The organism is Jeotgalibacillus sp. S-D1, assembly GCF_004358665.1.
GTDB lineage: Bacteria > Bacillota > Bacilli > Bacillales > Jeotgalibacillaceae > Jeotgalibacillus.
In genome coordinates this window covers 1-17044 of record NZ_SMZR01000014.1, presented here as the reverse complement: position 1 = coordinate 17044, position 17044 = coordinate 1, and the positions used below count along the sequence as shown (strand labels likewise).

General features: G+C 42.5%; 17 protein-coding genes, 1 tRNA gene, 1 other RNA gene and 1 other annotated feature. Of the genes, 5 read left to right on the top strand and 14 right to left on the bottom strand.

Translation table 11 applies throughout. The annotated features are described in order from the left end of the window. Window positions 1-254 precede the first annotated feature (254 nt). From E2R51_RS19215 to tadA, 7 genes are all read right to left on the bottom strand, one after another. Window positions 255-515 (bottom strand): pro-sigmaK processing inhibitor BofA family protein, encoded by a 261-nt coding sequence (locus tag E2R51_RS19215; RefSeq protein ID WP_133378686.1) that lies wholly within the window; start codon window positions 513-515, stop codon window positions 255-257. Window positions 516-578: 63 nt separating this feature from the next. Further along, entirely contained in the window at window positions 579-794 is a 216-nt protein-coding gene (locus E2R51_RS19210; protein ID WP_133378685.1) for a YaaL family protein, read from the bottom strand. A gap of 12 nt (window positions 795-806) precedes the next feature. Then, complete coding sequence (gene recR / locus E2R51_RS19205) at window positions 807-1403, bottom strand: recombination mediator RecR (protein WP_133378684.1); 597 nt, start codon at window positions 1401-1403, stop codon at window positions 807-809. A gap of 13 nt (window positions 1404-1416) precedes the next feature. Beyond that, entirely contained in the window at window positions 1417-1737 is a 321-nt protein-coding gene (locus E2R51_RS19200; RefSeq protein ID WP_240733141.1) for a YbaB/EbfC family nucleoid-associated protein, read from the bottom strand. A gap of 19 nt (window positions 1738-1756) precedes the next feature. Beyond that, window positions 1757-3463: a DNA polymerase III subunit gamma/tau gene (gene dnaX / locus E2R51_RS19195; RefSeq protein WP_133378689.1), complete on the bottom strand. Its 1707-nt coding sequence runs from the start codon at window positions 3461-3463 to the stop codon at window positions 1757-1759. 144 nt (window positions 3464-3607) lie between these two features. After that, an RNA gene (gene ffs, locus E2R51_RS19190) (signal recognition particle sRNA large type) lies at window positions 3608-3873 on the bottom strand. Window positions 3874-3946: 73 nt separating this feature from the next. Further along, complete coding sequence (gene tadA, locus E2R51_RS19185; protein WP_133378682.1) at window positions 3947-4474, bottom strand: tRNA adenosine(34) deaminase TadA; 528 nt, start codon at window positions 4472-4474, stop codon at window positions 3947-3949. Between the two features lie 114 nt (window positions 4475-4588). Here tadA and E2R51_RS19180 point away from each other — a divergent pair, with 114 nt between their 5' ends. The 4 genes from E2R51_RS19180 to E2R51_RS19165 all read left to right on the top strand — a co-directional run bounded on the left by E2R51_RS19180 (window position 4589) and on the right by E2R51_RS19165 (window position 8361). After that, window positions 4589-5869 (top strand): glycoside hydrolase family 18 protein, encoded by a 1281-nt coding sequence (locus E2R51_RS19180; RefSeq protein ID WP_133378681.1) that lies wholly within the window; start codon window positions 4589-4591, stop codon window positions 5867-5869. A 162-nt stretch (window positions 5870-6031) separates the two neighbouring features. Then, entirely contained in the window at window positions 6032-6673 is a 642-nt protein-coding gene (locus tag E2R51_RS19175; protein ID WP_133378680.1) for a deoxynucleoside kinase, read from the top strand. Beyond that, the gene (locus tag E2R51_RS19170) at window positions 6670-7338 is read left to right on the top strand and encodes a deoxynucleoside kinase (protein WP_133378679.1); all 669 of its coding nucleotides are present in this window, start codon (window positions 6670-6672) and stop codon (window positions 7336-7338) included. The genes E2R51_RS19175 and E2R51_RS19170 overlap by 4 nt, the downstream gene beginning before the upstream one ends. Window positions 7339-7497: 159 nt before the next feature. Continuing rightward, the gene (locus E2R51_RS19165) at window positions 7498-8361 is read left to right on the top strand and encodes a DUF4097 family beta strand repeat-containing protein (protein ID WP_133378678.1); all 864 of its coding nucleotides are present in this window, start codon (window positions 7498-7500) and stop codon (window positions 8359-8361) included. A 126-nt stretch (window positions 8362-8487) separates the two neighbouring features. On the opposite strand, the gene E2R51_RS19160 is transcribed toward E2R51_RS19165, so the two are convergent. The 7 genes from E2R51_RS19160 to guaB form a co-directional block, all read right to left on the bottom strand. Next, window positions 8488-8580, bottom strand: a tRNA-Ser gene (locus E2R51_RS19160). Between the two features lie 72 nt (window positions 8581-8652). Further along, a complete protein-coding gene (locus E2R51_RS19155; RefSeq protein WP_133378677.1) occupies window positions 8653-9090 on the bottom strand; it encodes a DUF4395 domain-containing protein in 438 nt (145 codons plus the stop codon). Between the two features lie 152 nt (window positions 9091-9242). Beyond that, window positions 9243-10520: a serine--tRNA ligase gene (gene serS / locus E2R51_RS19150; RefSeq protein ID WP_133378676.1), complete on the bottom strand. Its 1278-nt coding sequence runs from the start codon at window positions 10518-10520 to the stop codon at window positions 9243-9245. Between the two features lie 120 nt (window positions 10521-10640). Beyond that, window positions 10641-10853: a binding site (T-box leader), on the bottom strand. A 53-nt stretch (window positions 10854-10906) separates the two neighbouring features. Continuing rightward, the gene (gene pdxT, locus E2R51_RS19145; RefSeq protein WP_133378675.1) at window positions 10907-11491 is read right to left on the bottom strand and encodes a pyridoxal 5'-phosphate synthase glutaminase subunit PdxT; all 585 of its coding nucleotides are present in this window, start codon (window positions 11489-11491) and stop codon (window positions 10907-10909) included. Between the two features lie 18 nt (window positions 11492-11509). Beyond that, window positions 11510-12391, bottom strand: a complete 882-nt coding sequence (gene pdxS / locus E2R51_RS19140; RefSeq protein ID WP_133378674.1) for a pyridoxal 5'-phosphate synthase lyase subunit PdxS — start codon at window positions 12389-12391, stop codon at window positions 11510-11512. A 177-nt stretch (window positions 12392-12568) separates the two neighbouring features. Next, window positions 12569-13912, bottom strand: coding sequence for a D-alanyl-D-alanine carboxypeptidase family protein (locus E2R51_RS19135; RefSeq protein WP_133378688.1), 1344 nt, complete (start codon window positions 13910-13912; stop codon window positions 12569-12571). A 230-nt stretch (window positions 13913-14142) separates the two neighbouring features. Further along, window positions 14143-15606, bottom strand: coding sequence for an IMP dehydrogenase (guaB, locus tag E2R51_RS19130; protein WP_133378687.1), 1464 nt, complete (start codon window positions 15604-15606; stop codon window positions 14143-14145). Window positions 15607-15722: 116 nt separating this feature from the next. Here guaB and E2R51_RS19125 point away from each other — a divergent pair, with 116 nt between their 5' ends. Beyond that, on the top strand, window positions 15723-16433 hold the full coding sequence (locus E2R51_RS19125) for a YaaC family protein (protein ID WP_133378673.1): 711 nt from the start codon (window positions 15723-15725) through the stop codon (window positions 16431-16433). Window positions 16434-17044 lie beyond the last annotated feature (611 nt).

The window sequence follows — 17044 nt, the reverse complement described above, 5'->3', positions numbered from 1 at the left end:
TTTTGGTTGTTTAGTTTTCAAGGTTCAAGGTGTTTCGTTTGTGTGTTGCTCTCTCAAGCGACTAGATCATCATACCATTTTTTCAAATGTTATGTCAACAACTTTTTTAATTTCTTTTTTGCTGTTGTTTGTTTCGTTCCGCCGTTGTTTTTAGCAACGAGGAATAATATACCACGGGAAAATATAACTTGCAACCCTTTTAAATAAAAAAGTTAAAAATGATTTAATTCGATAAAAAAAAGAAGCAGCCACCTTCAGTAGCTGCTTCCTTTATACAAGTAGACAAGTGCGATCGTACCCGGAATTCCTAAGATTCCCGCTACTCCTGTTGTGACAGGATTCATTGGAACATACCAGCCATATGCCTGTCCATACCTATTAAGGATAAACAGTAAAGCAAGGCCGATCACCCATTTCATGCAAAATCTCCATATCCACTGTACGAACGGCTTAATTCCAAATGCAACTAATAAAGTAGCAAAGAGCAAGGTCCCTGCACCCCACAACCAAATCATATTCCCTCACCTCGTTCTTGTAACAGGACAAGTATCTATAGAAGGAAGATATGAATGGACCAATTACTTTATGACAATTTTCCGTTCGCGTGCTTCTTTAAATAAATAAAAATACTTTGCTTCTGCCATTTTCTCAACGGCTTCTAATTGAGGACTTTTTTCCACACTCATATCAGCCATATTTTTTTGATCATGCCAGTCGTCTCGAGTATTTTTCATTAATTCAACCAGCTTCTCATCAAATTCACGCTTTAGTTTTCCTTTTCTGCTAAAAAGCATATACACACTCCTTTATACATCACGGCGTCCTTCAAGAGCTTTTGATAAGGTGACCTCATCAGCGTACTCAAGGTCTCCTCCGACCGGAAGTCCGTGAGCAATACGAGTGACTTTGATCCCTGAAGGCCGAAGCAAGCGCGAAATATACATGGCTGTGGCCTCGCCTTCAATATTTGGATTCGTAGCAAGAATTACTTCTTTTGTTGTTTCATCCTGGAGACGTTTTAATAAATCAGGTACATTGATGTCCTCCGGCCCAATTCCATCCATTGGTGAGATCGCTCCATGCAGCACATGATAAAGCCCTGTGTACTCCCGCATCTTTTCCATGGCTATAACATCTTTTGGATCCTGCACGACACAAATCAGGCTGCGATCCCGCTTTTGATCTTCACAGATATAACAGGGATCCTGATCGGTTATATGACCACAAACAGAACAAAAGCCGAGATTCCGCTTTGCGTTGACCAAGGCTTTGGCGAAATCAAGGACAGTGTCTTCCTTCATACCTAATACAAAAAACGCCAGTCGAGCCGCTGTTTTCGGCCCGATTCCTGGCAATTTCATAAAGCTGTCTATCAGCTTCGATATTGGTTCTGGATAATGCATTTAATGGGAGCCCTTAAAACATTCCAGGGAGGTTCATGCCCTTAGTAAACTGCCCCATCGTCGAATTGGTCAATTCGTCGGCAAGCTTCATCGCTTCGTTTGTCGCTGCAAGAACAAGATCTTGAAGCATCTCAATATCATCCGGGTCTACTACCTCTTCTTTAATAGATACATCTACCACTTGCTTATGTCCTGATACAGTAACAGTTACCATACCTCCGCCGGCAGTACCCGTCAGACGCTTTTCACCCAGCTCCTCTTGAGCCTGAGCCATTTGTTTTTGCATTTTTTGCATTTGCTTCATCATACCTTGCATATTTCCCATTCCACGCATTTTCATTACCTCCGAGTTTTTAATCTTGAATATCAAGTAAATCTGAACCAACCAGTTTCCTGGCTTCCGCGATTAATGGATCTTCCTTTTTTTCACCTTCATCACCAGATTCATCTGTCTGCCCCTGATGCTGAATAAATTCTTCGCGGATATCAAGCCATTGATCCTCCGGCACGCCAATAATTGAATAATGGGTGCCTGTCAGCTCCTGCAAAATAAAAGGCATTGATTCAACAAGCTTATTATTTTCCATGGCCATCTTACAATGAATCTCATATTTAAATTTTAACACAAAAGCGTCTGCTGATGCCGCTACTGGCTCCGCTTCGTTTAAAAGCGCTGTTAATGAGCGCAGCTGCTGGCGATTCATCGATTCCAGCATATCTCCCCAGCGATTTTTAATCTGGGTAATATCATCCTTTGTAGCGTTTTTAAGCACCTCTTGAATTCTTCCGGCCGGGGCCTTGAAGTCTTTAGTGCCTCTTGAGGTTTTTTTGACAGGTGCGGCTGCTGCTTCTACAGGAGGGCCCATCTTCACGCCTTCCAGTTTTAGCTGTTTTAATTCACCTTCAAGCTGCTGCACACGCTGGATGAGCGCCTGCAGATCCGACGACTCTCCGGCGCCCGCTGTATCTGTTTGCTTTTGAGCATGTGAGAGCTTGATTGCCGCTACTTCCAAGTAGGTTCTGGCATGGTTGGTAAATTTCATTTCCTGCTGCGTTTTGTTTAAGATTTCGATGTAAGAATATAATTGATCCTTGTGAATCATTTCGGCTAATTCTTTAAATTCATCATCTGATAAAACACGTTCCATGGATTCTTCTAAATCCGGTGCAGTTTTATAGAGCAGCAAATCACGGCTGTATAAGATTAAATCCTCTGTCAGGCGGATTGGATCTTTCCCCTGCTGCAGTAATTCCTCGATGGTCTCAAGAGAAGCAGCTACATCCTTTTGGTAAATGGACCTGATTAATTTTGTTAACCGGTCCTGCCCGATCGAACCGGTGACCGTTAACGCATCCTCTAAGGACACCTGGTCCTGGCTGAAGGAGATGGCCTGGTCAAGCAAACTGAGCGCATCACGCATTCCGCCCTCTGCGGCTCTGGCAATTACATGCATCGCTTTTTCATCGTACTGTACGTTTGACTGGTCTGCAATATGCATCATACGCCCAACAATATCCTGGGCAGTAATTCGTTTAAAATCAAAGCGCTGGCACCTTGAAATAATCGTTAGCGGGATTTTATGCGGTTCCGTAGTAGCAAGTATAAAGATGACATGTTTCGGCGGTTCTTCCAGTGTTTTTAATAAGGCATTAAAGGCGCCTGTTGAAAGCATATGCACTTCATCAACAATGTACACTTTATATCGCCCTTCATTTGGAGCGTATTTTACTTTATCACGAATATCCCGGATTTCATCAACCCCGTTATTCGATGCTGCATCCAGCTCAATAACATCCGGAATAGAGCCGTCTGTGATTCCTTTACAAATTGAACATTCATTACACGGTTCTCCTACTGGGGCATGTTCACAATTGACCGCTTTGGCCAAAATTTTAGCAGCACTCGTCTTCCCCGTTCCACGCGGACCGGAAAACAAATAAGCATGTGAAGTTTTCTCCTGTAAGAGGGCATTTTGCAACGTTTTAGTGACGTGCTGCTGTCCAACCACATCCGCAAATTCCTGTGGACGCCACACTCGATATAACGCCTGATATGCCATCATGTACCCTCCCTGCTAAAACTGAATATCTTTTCGAATAGTATTCCTTTATTAAGTATAACGCATTAAACTCCCTGACAAAATGCTAAGATACAAAAAACCCACTCAATTAAATTGAGTGGGTATTAATAGTAAAATAAACTGCCGTGCACCTTCTGTCGACTGACAGCCATAAGCGTTACTCCTGCAGTTAGCTCGATCCAGGCTATCCTGCGGCACATGAGAGATTTCACTTAATGCTGCTTCCTTCCGGACCTGACATGGTTCATGAATTCCCATTGCGCAGGACCCAAATGTCAACACCACTTACAGAAGGCAGACCCTACAACATGTACAGCCTCGAGAAGGGATTCAGTTTCGCTAGAGCGGATTGCGAATACAGGGCACCGCTAATTCCCCACCTAGCACGGCAAAAATGAGACCAGTAATCATAGTGCGCTTTTGACGACGCAAAAATTAGTATACTACCTTTTCCTTGAAAAATCAATCCTCACTTAGCAGACTTTGTCGATCCTCTGCTTCCCCGGCTGTTCTGAGTTTTTTTTGCTCCTTTTTTCTTAAACGAAGCTCCTTAAAGAAAGAAGAAAGCATAGAACCGCATTCTTCACGTAAAATATCAGGCACAACCTCACATCGGTGGTTAAAGCGGTCATCTTCGAGCAGGTTCATTAAGCTGCCGGCACATCCCGCTTTCGGGTCAGGAGCACCATACACCACCCGGTCCACTCTGGATAATAAAATGGCTCCACTGCACATCGGACAGGGCTCCAGCGTGACATATAAAGTTGCCCCCTCTAAACGCCAGCTCCCTTCTGCCTCACAGGCTTTTTGAATCGCCAGTAATTCAGCATGAGTAACAGCATTTTGAGTTGTCTCCCTCAAATTGTAGGCAGAAGAAATCATCTGGTCTTCTTTCACGATAATAGCTCCAATTGGAACTTCATTAAGCGCCAATGCTTTTTTTGCTTCTTCAATTGCTTGGGTCATCCAATACTGATCCCGCTCAGACATGAAATCTGTCGCCACCCTTTTTTCATTTTTTCTTTCTCATTATCATACAGTAAGATAGCCAAATGCGTAAGCAACCATCAACAGATTTATCAATCTGATCCAAAGGAGGCCCTTATGCAAATACATGTCGTTCAGCAAGGGCAGACATTATTTACAATTGGGAGCATTTACTCAACTGCTCCCCAAACCATAGCCGATGCAAACCAGCTTCCCAATCCAGACAGGCTGGTCCAGGGGCAGGCGCTTGTGATCCCGATTGTCGGCAGATATTATTTTGTTCAGCCAGGTGACAGTCTTTATTCAATTTCTCAGCAATTTGGGATACCGTTTCAGGAGCTGGCTCGCATTAATGCCATTTCCCCGCAACAGCCGCTTGCTGTTGGCTGGCGGCTTTATATCCCGCCTGCCGCTAAAGTGCCAGCTGAATTTAATGCCTATGTAGAACCGTTTGGAAACGAAGTGACTGACGTTTTACAGGAACGGACGAAAGAAGCAGCACCTTATTTAACTTATCTTGCTCCGTTCAGCTTTGAGGTTAAGCGCGACGGATCACTTGAAGCCCCTCCGCTTGATCCTTTTTTAGATATTGCGAAGGCAAACATGAATATTCTTATGATGGTCATTACAAATCTTGAAGAAGGTGGTTTTAACGACGAATTGGGTCGAATTATTCTGAATGATATTGCCGTTCAGGATAAAATGCTGGATAATATCGTGCGATTGGCCAAGCAATACGGATTCCGCGATATCCATTTTGATTTTGAATACCTGCGGCCAGCAGATCGCGAAGCCTATGTCACCTTTTTAAAGAAAGCCAAACAGCGGTTTGCTCAGGAGGGATGGCTGCTGTCAGCAGCTTTAGCACCTAAAACAAGTGCAAATCAAGTTGGTAAATGGTATGAAGCGCATGATTATAAGGCGATTGGAGAAGTAGTTGATTTTGTTGTCATCATGACCTATGAGTGGGGCTACAGTGGAGGACCCGCTCAGGCAGTTTCGCCAATCGGTCCTGTAAGAAAGGTATTGGAATATGCCCTGACAGAAATGCCCGCTGACAAAATCATGATGGGCCAAAACCTGTACGGGTATGACTGGACACTGCCTTTTAAAGAAGGCACACAAGCAAAAGCCATCTCTCCCCAGCAGGCCATTGAAATCGCAGCCACTCAGGGTGTACCAATTCAATATGATGAGAAAGCCCAGGCACCGTTTATTGAATACCGGACAAACGGCACGGACCATATCATCTGGTTTGAAGATGCCCGTTCCATACAAGCTAAATTTGACCTTATGAGAGAACTTAAACTCAGAGGAATGAGTTACTGGAAATTAGGCTTGCCTTTCCCGCAAAATTGGCTGTTAATCAGCGACCAATTTGATGTTGTAAAACGATAGTATTTTTTATAAGCAGACAAGAACGGCGGATGTCGTTTCTTGTCTTTTTCCTTTTTTAGCAACTATTCCTCCCCTCCCGCATGTGATACAATAACGGTTGATATAATTCGGTATTATGACCCTTATTTCTGCATGTAATTATGATAAAGGAGGGGGACGCGAATGACCAACGTTCCGTTCATAACCGTTGAAGGGCCAATCGGTGTCGGGAAGACATCGCTTGCTAATGCCATTTCAACGCATTTTGATTTTCACCTGTTAAAGGAAATTGTCGACGAGAATCCGTTTTTAAATAAATTTTATGATGATATAGATGAGTGGAGCTTTCAAACTGAAATGTTCTTCCTCTGCAATCGCTATAAACAGTTAAGCGACATTCAGCGCCTTTACCTCGCAAAACAAAAAGCAGTAACCGCTGATTATCATATATTTAAAAATCTTATTTTCGCCAAACGAACACTGCAGCCGGAAGATTACTCGAAGTATTTGGATATTTATCGAATTTTAACTGCAGACATGCCAAAACCTAATCTGGTGGTTTATATACATGCAAGTCTCGACACCCTGTTGAAACGCGTCAAAATGCGCGGCCGTGATTTCGAGAAAAACATGAGCCCTCTCTATTTAGAACAGCTTTCAGCTGACTATGAGGAATTTATTCACCATTTTGAACAAACCCATCCGGAAATACCGGTATTGCGGGTAAACGGAGATCATATTGATTTTGTTCGGGACCCGGGAGCTTTAGAAGCCATTTTGCAGCAGATCGAAGAATCATTACGTAAAAGGAGCACTACTTTATGAACGCACGTGAAAAATATGGAATTCCCCAAGACGCAGTTATCACCATAGCAGGAACGGTGGGAGTCGGTAAGTCCACCATGACCAGAACGCTAGCCGATCGCCTTAACTTCCGTACTTCTTTTGAAAAAGTCGACGCCAATCCTTATCTCGACAAATTTTATAAAGACTTCGAAAAATGGAGTTTTCATCTGCAGGTATATTTCCTTGCAGAGCGCTTTAAGGAGCAAAAGCGGATGTTTGAATATGGTGGCGGATTTATCCAGGATCGTTCTATTTATGAGGATACGGGGATATTCGCTAAAATGCACTATGAAAAAGGGACAATGTCAGCGGTTGATTATGACACCTATACAAGCCTGTTCGAGGCAATGGTCATGACTCCATACTTTCCCCATCCAAACCTGTTAATCTATTTGGAAGGTTCATTAGAAAGCATCGTTGACCGCATCCAGGAGCGCGGACGCCCAATGGAACAGGAAACCCCTATTGCTTACTGGGAAGAAATGCATCAGCGCTATGAAAACTGGATTAACTCGTTTAACGCCTGTCCGGTGTTGCGCCTGGACATAAACGATTATGATCTTGTTAAGGATCCTGATTCTGTTGACTCAATTCTGGAACGAATCGGATCGTTTATTCAACAGACCACCCTATTAAAAAAATAGTACTGCAACAAGCCCTTTCCTTGCTGGAAAGGGCTTTATTTTATTGATGAAAAAATTCTACGCCTCCAGTCTTAGGGAAAGATAATTCCACAGCTCGTAGCCGAAATAATAATTTCCATTTATTATTAAAATATCAACTACCAGTAAAGGAGCAGGGCAATGATTAAAAACAGTTTGGCGATTCTCTTAATTGCAGCGGCACTTATTCTGATGTATATCAATTACAATGGTTCTTTTCCATGGATCTTTTCAAACGAATCACAGCATGAAGCTGAGGTGACAGACAATATTGAATCAATTGAGCTTGATATTGCAAGCGTCGAGACAGAGCTTGTACCAGTTGATTCAAATTCCATTCGGGTGGAAGGAACAAAAAAAACCGAGATTAAGCTTGATGCCAGCAGAGACAAGATAAAGATAGAGGCAGGCAAAAAGGGGCTTGGGTTCTTTTCATTTGGTTCAGATGAAGTCGTCACCATCTATCTGCCGGAAAAATACGCGGGCAGTATGGCAATTAAAATAGGTTCTGGAGATCTAAATACAACCAGCTTCTCTGAAAAAAACCCACTTACTCTGACAGCCCTCTCCCTGAACATTGGATCCGGTGAATCCATCATGGGACATATTGATACAGAAGAATTTTCTTTTAATGGATCCTCCGGTGAAGTAACCATCGAATCGCTTGTCACTAAAATGGGTGATGTTGATTTAAGCTCGGGAGATATCGACCTTGCTTCTTATAAGGGGCCGTTAAAGGCAAATGTTTCATCAGGAGAATTTAACGCAGTATTTGACGAATTAAATGATGATATCGAGGTAAAGGTCAGTTCTGGCGATGTAAACCTTGATCTTCCCGATAACGCTGACTTTGAGCTGAAAGGAAACGCAAGCAGCGGGTCAGTATCAACCAGCTTCGATTTGAAAAATCAGCAGCTAACAGATAAATCAATTAGCGGAACCTACGGCAAAGGAACCCATAAGATCGTTCTTAAAGCAAGCAGCGGAGACATTGAGGTCGATTAATAAAGAAAAACCTGATCATTATTCTGTGATCAGGTTTTCTTTTATGAAAAGAGAAAAACCACCGCAGAACCTGCGATGGTTTTATAATCTCCAATATTTATGCGCGTTAGTTTTAAGTTTAAATTATGGAGGAGGTAGAGGGATTCGAACCCCCGCGGGATTTGACTCCCCTGTCGGTTTTCAAGACCGATCCCTTCAGCCGGACTTGGGTATACCTCCGTGTCGACAAGAATTATAATACCACTTATTTTTTAAGGAGTCAAACACTTTAAGTGAAAAAATTAAAAAAGATCATGTTTGTTGTTTACGGCGGTATTGCCACTGCTTCCATTGAAACCGGATAAAACAGCCAACACAAAATCCAAGTATCGCAATTATAGCTGCTATAGCTACCATAGCAGTGAAAAAATAGCCAGGAATAGTCCAGCCAGCTGCAAAACTAATAGAACCGGCTGCTAAAAAGAACGATGCAATCATTTGATTAAACTTTTGGTCAGCCTTGTCTTCTAATATATAGGTATTCATTGGTTTGCGTAAAAAGGAACGGGAAAACCGCATGATCGGATTAAAATCAAATAAGATGCCGCCCAATCCGGCTGCCAGTGGAATGAGCAATAGCCAGTACTGTCCTGTTGCCCAGGTTAAAAGAACCGAACTTACAATTGTCCACTGGTTCACTCGAACAAGAGGGCGCGGTATTGCATTCATACTGCCAGTTTTAGAGCTCATCTATACCCAACCTTTCAAATAGGAATAATCACATCCTACTTTAAGCAGAGTAAAAGGTCAAGAGTATTTCTTTATCATACTAAAGCAAACAAAAAATTAAGCATCCGCAAGCATCTATTTCCGGGGAAATAAAATGTGCAGATGCTTATTAATTATTTTTGAATGATGGTTTTGCCACCCATATAAGGCTGAAGAACATCCGGTACCACGATGCTTCCATCCTCCTGCTGGTAATTTTCAAGCAGTGCTGCTACTGTCCGGCCGATCGCAAGGCCGCTTCCATTCAGGGTGTGTACATGCTCTGGTTTTGCATTTGCTTCACGTCTAAAACGAATGTTCGCACGTCTTGCCTGAAAGTCCTCGAAATTACTGCAAGAAGAAATTTCACGGTAGCTTTCATAGCTTGGGATCCATACTTCGATGTCATATTTTTTTGCAGCGGTAAAGCCAAGGTCAGCTGTACACATGTTCAGCACCCGATATGGCAGCTTGAGCAGCTGCAGCACTTTTTCAGCATGGCCGGTTAACAATTCAAGCGTTTCATAAGAATCTTCCGGCTTCACAACCCGTACAAGCTCTACTTTATTAAATTGATGCTGGCGAATCAATCCGCGTGTATCGCGTCCTGCTGAGCCTGCCTCAGACCGGAAGTTTGTACTGTAAGCCGTATAAGCTTTCGGAAGTTCCTCTGCTTTCAGGATTTCATCACGGTGATAGTTCGTGACTGGTACTTCAGAGGTTGGAATCAGGAAATAATCTTCTTTTTCAATGCGGAATGCATCTTCTTCAAACTTTGGCAGCTGACCGGTTCCAGTCATGCTGGCACGGTTCACTAAATATGGCGGTAGCATCTCTTCATAGCCATGCTCATCCTGATGCAGGTCCATCATGAAGTTTATCAACGCTCTTTCCAAGCGGGCTCCTGCCCCTTTGTAAAAAACAAACCGGCTGCCAGTAACTTTTGCAGCACGCTCAAAGTCCAGCATGCCGAGATTAGTTGCCAGATCCCAATGCGGCTTTGGATCATATCCGAAATCTGGAATTTCTCCCCATTTTCGAATCTCAACATTATCATCTTCTGTTTCCCCAACTGGCACACTGTCATGCGGGACATTTGGGATTGAAAGCAATAGATGCTCCAGTTTTTCTTCCACCACTCTTAGACGATCATCCATTTCTTTTATTTCATCACCCAAACTGCGTGTTTCTGCTATCACATCATCGGCGTTCTTTTTTTCCCGCTTCATTTGAGCAATCTGCTGGGATACTTCATTCCGACGGCTTTTCTTTTCCTCGCTTTTTACAATTAACTCGCGACGTTCGCGATCAAGATCCTGAAACTGATCAAAATCTTTTAAATCTTCTCCGCGGTGTGCCATTTTCTCTTTGATTTCGTCAAATTCATTGCGCAGTCTTTTTAAATCCAACATAGTTGTTTCCTCCTTTAAACTAAGCGGTGCATATCCTTATGCTAGCTGCAGGCGCTAGCTTGTCGGGGCTGGATGAGCACCTTTCGCTATAAAAATATAAAAAACCCCCGCCCCTTATAAAAAAGGGACGAGAGTTAATGCCCGCGTTACCACCCTGGTTGAAGATAAAAACATCTTCCGCTCATGACCTAACGGCGTCGACCGGAAAAGCTTACTGTTACTTCGGCTTTTCACTCCAGAATGGATTCACAACATCCTTTTACCGGTTCACACCATCCACCGGCTCTCTTGAAAAAGGGATCAGCTGCTACTGCTTTCTGTCACTGCTTTTACGTTTTTTTAATTATCGATAAAGATACTATAAAAGTATCCAAAGATCAACACTTTTATACAACTACTGGCGCCTGCTCCACCATTTCAACAAAATACTTGGTTAAGCGATGATCCTCTGTCAGCTCAGGATGGAATGAACACCCTAAGAATTGACCATCTCTGGCGAGTACAATGCGGTCATTGTGCATTGCGAGAACTTCTGTCGAAGGTCCGGCAGATACAATATGTGGTGCACGAATAAAAACAGCATTAAATGGCTCCGCTAAACCTGTTACCTCCAAGTTTGCTTCAAAGCTTTCTTTTTGACGGCCAAACGAGTTGCGTTCCACTAATACATCCATAACGCCTAAATGCGGTGCATCATAGCCCACAATTTCTTTTGCCAGCAGGATTAACCCGGCACATGTACCAAACATCGGTTTGCCTGATTGTGCAAATTCTCTCATCGGGTCCATAAAACCGTACAAATCAATTAAACGGCGCATGGTGGTACTTTCCCCGCCAGGCATTATGAGTCCATCAATTAACTGCAGCTGGTCTGCCTGCTTTATGATAAGCGCTTTTGCCCCGCAAGCTTCAATGGATCGTACATGCTCACGGACGGCTCCCTGAAGGCCTAATACACCTATGGTTGTCATGATAAGCTCAACCCTTTCTTACCAACCGCGCTCCTGCATACGGTCTTCTAATGATAATGAAGAGATTTCCATCCCTTTCATTGCTGAACCAAGTTCTTTAGAAATTTTAGCAATCAGTTCATAATCTTGATAATGAGTTGTTGCCTGAACGATTGCACGTGCAAATTTCTCAGGATTATCTGATTTGAAAATTCCAGATCCCACAAATACACCATCAGCACCAAGCTCCATCATAAGCGCTGCATCAGAAGGTGTTGCTACACCGCCTGCTGCGAAATTAACGACTGGCAAACGTCCAAGTTCTTTAATTTCAAGAAGAAGTTCAAACGGAGCACCAAGCAGTTTTGCTTCTGTCATAAGCTCATCGTGGTTCATATGAACAACTCTGCGAACTTGAGCATTTACTTTACGAATATGGCGTACTGCTTCTACAATATTGCCTGTACCCGGCTCGCCCTTTGTACGCAGCATGGCTGCTCCTTCACCGATACGGCGGGCAGCTTCCCCAAGATCCCGGCAGCCGCAAACAAATGGTACTGTGAAATCACTTTTTAAAAGATGATATTCTTCATCTGCTGGTGTTAATACTTCACTTTCATCGATATAATCAACGCCCATTGATTCCAATACGCGTGCTTCTGTAATGTGTCCAATACGTGCTTTTGCCATAACCGGGATACTAACCGCGTTCATAACCTCTTCTACAATACGCGGGTCAGCCATTCTTGCCACTCCGCCTGCTGCGCGAATATCAGATGGAACACGTTCTAGAGCCATTACTGCCACTGCTCCTGCTTCCTCTGCCAGTTTCGCCTGCTCTGCATTGACAACATCCATAATGACGCCGCCTTTTTGCATTTCTGCCATACCTCGCTTAACACGATCCGTACCTGTGTTCATAACAAAAAGCCTCCTTTGGAATACGTAAAACTAATCATTTATATTATTTTTTCTATAAAGAGAAGAAATAATAAACTTAATTTGAATACTCGGAATAAAGTTATTCCTCATTAATAATCACTAAAAAAACATCTCCTGTCAAGACCAAGAGATGTCATTTTTTTAATTCATTTTGTTTTAGAACCAACCTTTAACAGTTGAAGTAATTGTTTCCCATAGATTCTCGAAAAATCCTCCAACAGCTCGCATACTCAAAACAAACCAGTTTGCTTTTTCAACTGATTCTGTTGCCACAACATCTACCTGCAGGGAAGAGCCCATTTTCTGATCAACAAAGCCAAGATCATCTTCACCTGAAGCCAATGTTAATTTACCAACTGTCTCATCTTTTTCAATAGGAGCTGTTAATTCACCATCATCATTTAAAAGCTCTTCATTAAGCGTTAGTTTAGGTTCATAAGCAGCTTCTTCTCCGGTTTTAACGACCATTTGTATAGGATCTTTTGACTGGACCGGAACAGAATTTTCTTTCCCTTTATCTACAGCAACGGTTTCTTTTCCTTCAACTGTATAGTTCCCTGGAAGAACTTCTTCTACAGCAAAGTTTTCAAATCCGTAATCAAATAAGTCTGCAGTGGATTGAAAGCGGGCTTCATAGGAACCGACACCATTTTCATCAGTGGCATTCATGACAACAGAAATTAATCGCATTCCGTCACGTTCTGCCGTACCTGTAAAAGCGTAGCCTGCAAAATCTGTCGTGCCTGTTTTTAAACCATCCGCTCCTTCATATTCAAATACAAGTGAAGGGAGCATGAAATTCCAGTTTTCCATGTTAATGGCATCGTCAGTACCTTCTCTGAAAACTTTTTTTGGAATACTTGATGTTTCCAGCACTTCAGGAAAATCTGTCAGCAGACGATGTGCAAGTTTTGCAGTGGCCCGTGCAGACATGACATTTTCTTCATCATCACCAGTGCCTTCTGGATGATATCCAAGCATATCAGCATTATTGAGGCCTGAAGAATTTACAAAACGATAGTCTTCTAAATTCAGTTCTTCTGCTTTATTATTCATCAGCTTAATAAATTCTGCTTCTGAACCTGCAATTGTTTCAGCTATTGCGACTGTTGCAGCATTTGCCGAATAAATCGCCATTGCATCATATAATTCCCGAATCGTATATTGTTCTCCCTGTCTTAAAGGGACATTACTTAATGAGCGATCCTGAGAAAGCTCATATGTCTTTTCTGTTACAGTATATTGATCATCCCAGGAAACCGCACCTTCATTAACCGCTTCTAAAAGAAGGTATTCAGTCATCATTTTTGTCATACTTGCGATGCCTAAAAGCTTATCAGCATTTTCTGCATACAGCACTTTTCCTGTGCTTGCTTCAATCAATATAGAAGCATCGGTATTCCAATCTGTTATTTCATTCGCATAAGACGTATTCACAAAAGCACCACTGCCAATAAAAAGAACAAACGCTAAAACACTAGCGGCTGCACTGCGAAACATTTTTCTTTTCACTATTATTAAACCCCCAACAAATTATGTACACTTCCGTCATTTTATCATAAGTGCATATCAAAAAATAGAGAGAGAATAGGACTGTTACGTGACAAAACACAGGACTTCTGAAAGATGTCAAAGATTTTTCAAGTGTATGACATCCATCAATTCGACACAATTATCATCGGCCTTATAAATAAAAAAAGCACCCTCTTAAAAAGAAGGTGCCGTTGCTTTTATAGTGAATAATTTGGTGCTTCTTTTGTAATCTGTACATCATGCGGATGACTTTCACGCAATCCAGCACCAGTCATGCGAATAAATTGGGCATACTCACGGAGATCATGCAGGTTTTTGGATCCACAGTAGCCCATACCGCTGCGGATGCCCCCAACAAGCTGATAAACGGTATCAGCAGCAGGTCCTTTGTAAGGAGTACGGCCTTCAATTCCTTCAGGAACCAATTTTTTAGCATCTTCCTGGAAATAGCGGTCTTTAGATCCTTTTTCCATTGCGCCTAATGAACCCATTCCACGGTACACTTTAAATCGTCTTCCCTGGAAAATTTCAGTTTCTCCGGGACTTTCAGTTGTTCCTGCAAGCAAGCTGCCAAGCATTACAGCATGTCCGCCTGCAGCCAGAGCCTTCACAATATCACCAGAATATTTGATCCCGCCATCGGCAATAATAGACTTACCGTGTTTACGCGCTTCTGTAGCACAGTCATAAACAGCCGTAATTTGAGGAACACCAACGCCAGCTACTACACGAGTTGTACAAATAGAACCAGGTCCAATTCCTACTTTAACGACATCTGCTCCAGCTTCGATTAGTGCTTTCGTACCTTCTGCTGTTGCTACATTTCCTGCGATGATGGCAACTTCTGTAAATGACTCGCGAATCATTTTAATCGTGTCTAACACACCCTGGGAATGTCCGTGAGCTGTGTCAATTACAAGTGCATCTACACCTGATTGAACCAGCTGCTCAACGCGCTTTACTGCATCAGCAGTTACACCAACAGAAGCTGCTACTAAAAGACGTCCTTTTGAATCTTTTGCCGAATGTGGGAATTCGATTACTTTTTCAATGTCTTTAATGGTAATTAATCCTTTTAAAACACCTGCATCATCAACAAGCGGCAGCTTTTCTATCTTATACTGCTGCAGGATTTTCTCTGCTTCCGCAAGCGTCGTTCCTACAGAGGCAGTTACCAGGTTTTCTTTTGTCATAACGTCATCGATTTTGATGGAATAATCCTGAATAAAGCGAAGATCACGATTGGTAATAATCCCAATTAATTTTTGTTCCTTCATATCGTTTACAACGGGTACACCAGAAATTCGGTATTTCCCCATTAGATGTTCAGCATCATAAACCTGATGCTCAGGTGTTAAAAAGAATGGATTCGTTATAACGCCGCTTTCAGACCGTTTAACTTTTTCTACTTGTTCAGCTTGTGCTTCGATACTCATGTTTTTGTGAATAACACCTAAACCGCCGGTTCGTGCCATTGCAATTGCCATCGCTGCTTCTGTCACGGTATCCATACCTGCACTGATAAGTGGAACGTTCAACTTAATCTTTTCTGTAAGATCAACTGACAGCTCAACATCTCTCGGTAAAACTTCTGATTTCGCCGGGATCAATAACACGTCATCAAACGTTAAACCTTCTTTAGCAAACTTAGTTTCCCACATCATTATGATTCCTCCTGGTCCGAAAAATATTATTGTAAGGTTATCAGTAGGCTCTTACGGTGTCAAGAAGGAAAGAATAAGTTAGATTATTATGAATTATCGGGAGGATCATTTACATGTCAACCATATTCAATTGGAACCGCTACCTGCCTTTTTACTCCCGGGCAGAAATCCGTCGTTATTTGGAGGCTGAATACCGCAAGCTTAATTATCCGAATTCTGAAAGACATGCTCATGAGCGTCACACATCCTTTTGTTATCATATCGAACACGCAGAGGCTTTTTATATTCAATCAAACGTATCTCCAACCATCATTCAGCCGCTTCTTCAATTTTACGGACTGTCTCACTTGATTAAAGCCTGTCTCATTACAAAGGATCCATTTTATCCATCCAATACTTCACAGCTTGCTCATGGAGTATCATCACGAAAAAAGAAAAAGAGTAATTATTCATTTTTAGAAGATACGGTTAAAATACAAAAAAACGGTTTATTCCCAACCCTGTCCTCTCTTCTGTTTCACGTGGAACATCTTGAAAATGCTACTTTTACAATGGAGGAGCTTATTCTTTTACTTGAGAAGGAGCCAAATGAAAATTCATTAAATGCAATTCAATGCCATTTTCTTTTGTTATACAATCTCAGCATGATTGCCCGCTATGAAACAGAGTGGTGGGGGAATTGTACAATGTTTAAAGAAACTGAAGATTATTCTATAATAAGGGGCTTCTTACATCTTTCATCTCATTACGCCCCTCAGGCTATTTTGGATTTTTTAAGTATTGAGGGAAAAGGAAAATTAATTACGCCTGAAGATCAACGTTGAGTTTTCTCCAGTTTGGGATAAGATCTTGGTAAAAGCATTTATAATATATTTATAAAGGGGACCGGTTCATTTCCGCTGCAGGCGGCGCTTTCCGCGGGGCGGGGGTGAGCCCCTTTGATGCTTCGCATCTTCAGTGTCTCACCTTTCCCGCTGCATCCCGCAGGAGTCGCCACCTTCCGCTCCAATGAACCTAAGTGTTTTAACTTTTAGTGGTTAATCCTTAATCCAAATGGAAAGAATCAGCCCAAGGTTGTTGGTTTAATAAAGAATAAAAGGGCTAGTACAGCAAAAAAAACGATTACCCATAAGGAACGGGTTTTTTCTGGCCAAGCGTCATCCTGCTCTCACAGGAGTATCCCCACCTTCCATCGGCGCTGGGCTCTGGCTTCCGATCCGCTTCAAATCTCTGCGTCGTCTTCGCTCATTTGTTTCCTCCCATCCTCGGCCTTCTCACTCTCGAAACCCTCACACGCTTGGAATCAATGGATTTTGTTTAAGTATTAATGCATAAAAAGAACCGCTCCACAGGGGAACGGTTCTTTTTTTTAGTGCCTAGCGACGTCCTACTCTCACAGGGGGAGACCCCCAACTACCATCGGCGCTGAAGAGCT

Bases quoted from the DNA above. Each gene is read 5' to 3' on its own strand.
- recR (WP_133378684.1), bottom strand. From the start codon at position 1,403: ATGCATTATCCAGAACCAATATCGAAGCTGATAGACAGCTTTATGAAA.
- E2R51_RS19135 (WP_133378688.1), bottom strand. From the start codon at position 13,912: ATGTTTCGCAGTGCAGCCGCTAGTGTTTTAGCGTTTGTTCTTTTTATT.
- E2R51_RS19125 (WP_133378673.1), top strand. From the start codon at position 15,723: ATGTCAACCATATTCAATTGGAACCGCTACCTGCCTTTTTACTCCCGG.
- serS (WP_133378676.1), bottom strand. From the start codon at position 10,520: ATGTTGGATTTAAAAAGACTGCGCAATGAATTTGACGAAATCAAAGAG.
- E2R51_RS19200 (WP_240733141.1), bottom strand. From the start codon at position 1,737: ATGCGTGGAATGGGAAATATGCAAGGTATGATGAAGCAAATGCAAAAA.
- pdxS (WP_133378674.1), bottom strand. From the start codon at position 12,391: ATGAACACAGGTACGGATCGTGTTAAGCGAGGTATGGCAGAAATGCAA.
- E2R51_RS19165 (WP_133378678.1), top strand. From the start codon at position 7,498: ATGATTAAAAACAGTTTGGCGATTCTCTTAATTGCAGCGGCACTTATT.
- guaB (WP_133378687.1), bottom strand. From the start codon at position 15,606: ATGTGGGAAACTAAGTTTGCTAAAGAAGGTTTAACGTTTGATGACGTG.
- E2R51_RS19170 (WP_133378679.1), top strand. From the start codon at position 6,670: ATGAACGCACGTGAAAAATATGGAATTCCCCAAGACGCAGTTATCACC.
- E2R51_RS19175 (WP_133378680.1), top strand. From the start codon at position 6,032: ATGACCAACGTTCCGTTCATAACCGTTGAAGGGCCAATCGGTGTCGGG.
- E2R51_RS19210 (WP_133378685.1), bottom strand. From the start codon at position 794: ATGCTTTTTAGCAGAAAAGGAAAACTAAAGCGTGAATTTGATGAGAAG.
- tadA (WP_133378682.1), bottom strand. From the start codon at position 4,474: ATGTCTGAGCGGGATCAGTATTGGATGACCCAAGCAATTGAAGAAGCA.
- E2R51_RS19155 (WP_133378677.1), bottom strand. From the start codon at position 9,090: ATGAGCTCTAAAACTGGCAGTATGAATGCAATACCGCGCCCTCTTGTT.
- pdxT (WP_133378675.1), bottom strand. From the start codon at position 11,491: ATGACAACCATAGGTGTATTAGGCCTTCAGGGAGCCGTCCGTGAGCAT.
- E2R51_RS19215 (WP_133378686.1), bottom strand. From the start codon at position 515: ATGATTTGGTTGTGGGGTGCAGGGACCTTGCTCTTTGCTACTTTATTA.
- E2R51_RS19180 (WP_133378681.1), top strand. From the start codon at position 4,589: ATGCAAATACATGTCGTTCAGCAAGGGCAGACATTATTTACAATTGGG.
- dnaX (WP_133378689.1), bottom strand. From the start codon at position 3,463: ATGGCATATCAGGCGTTATATCGAGTGTGGCGTCCACAGGAATTTGCG.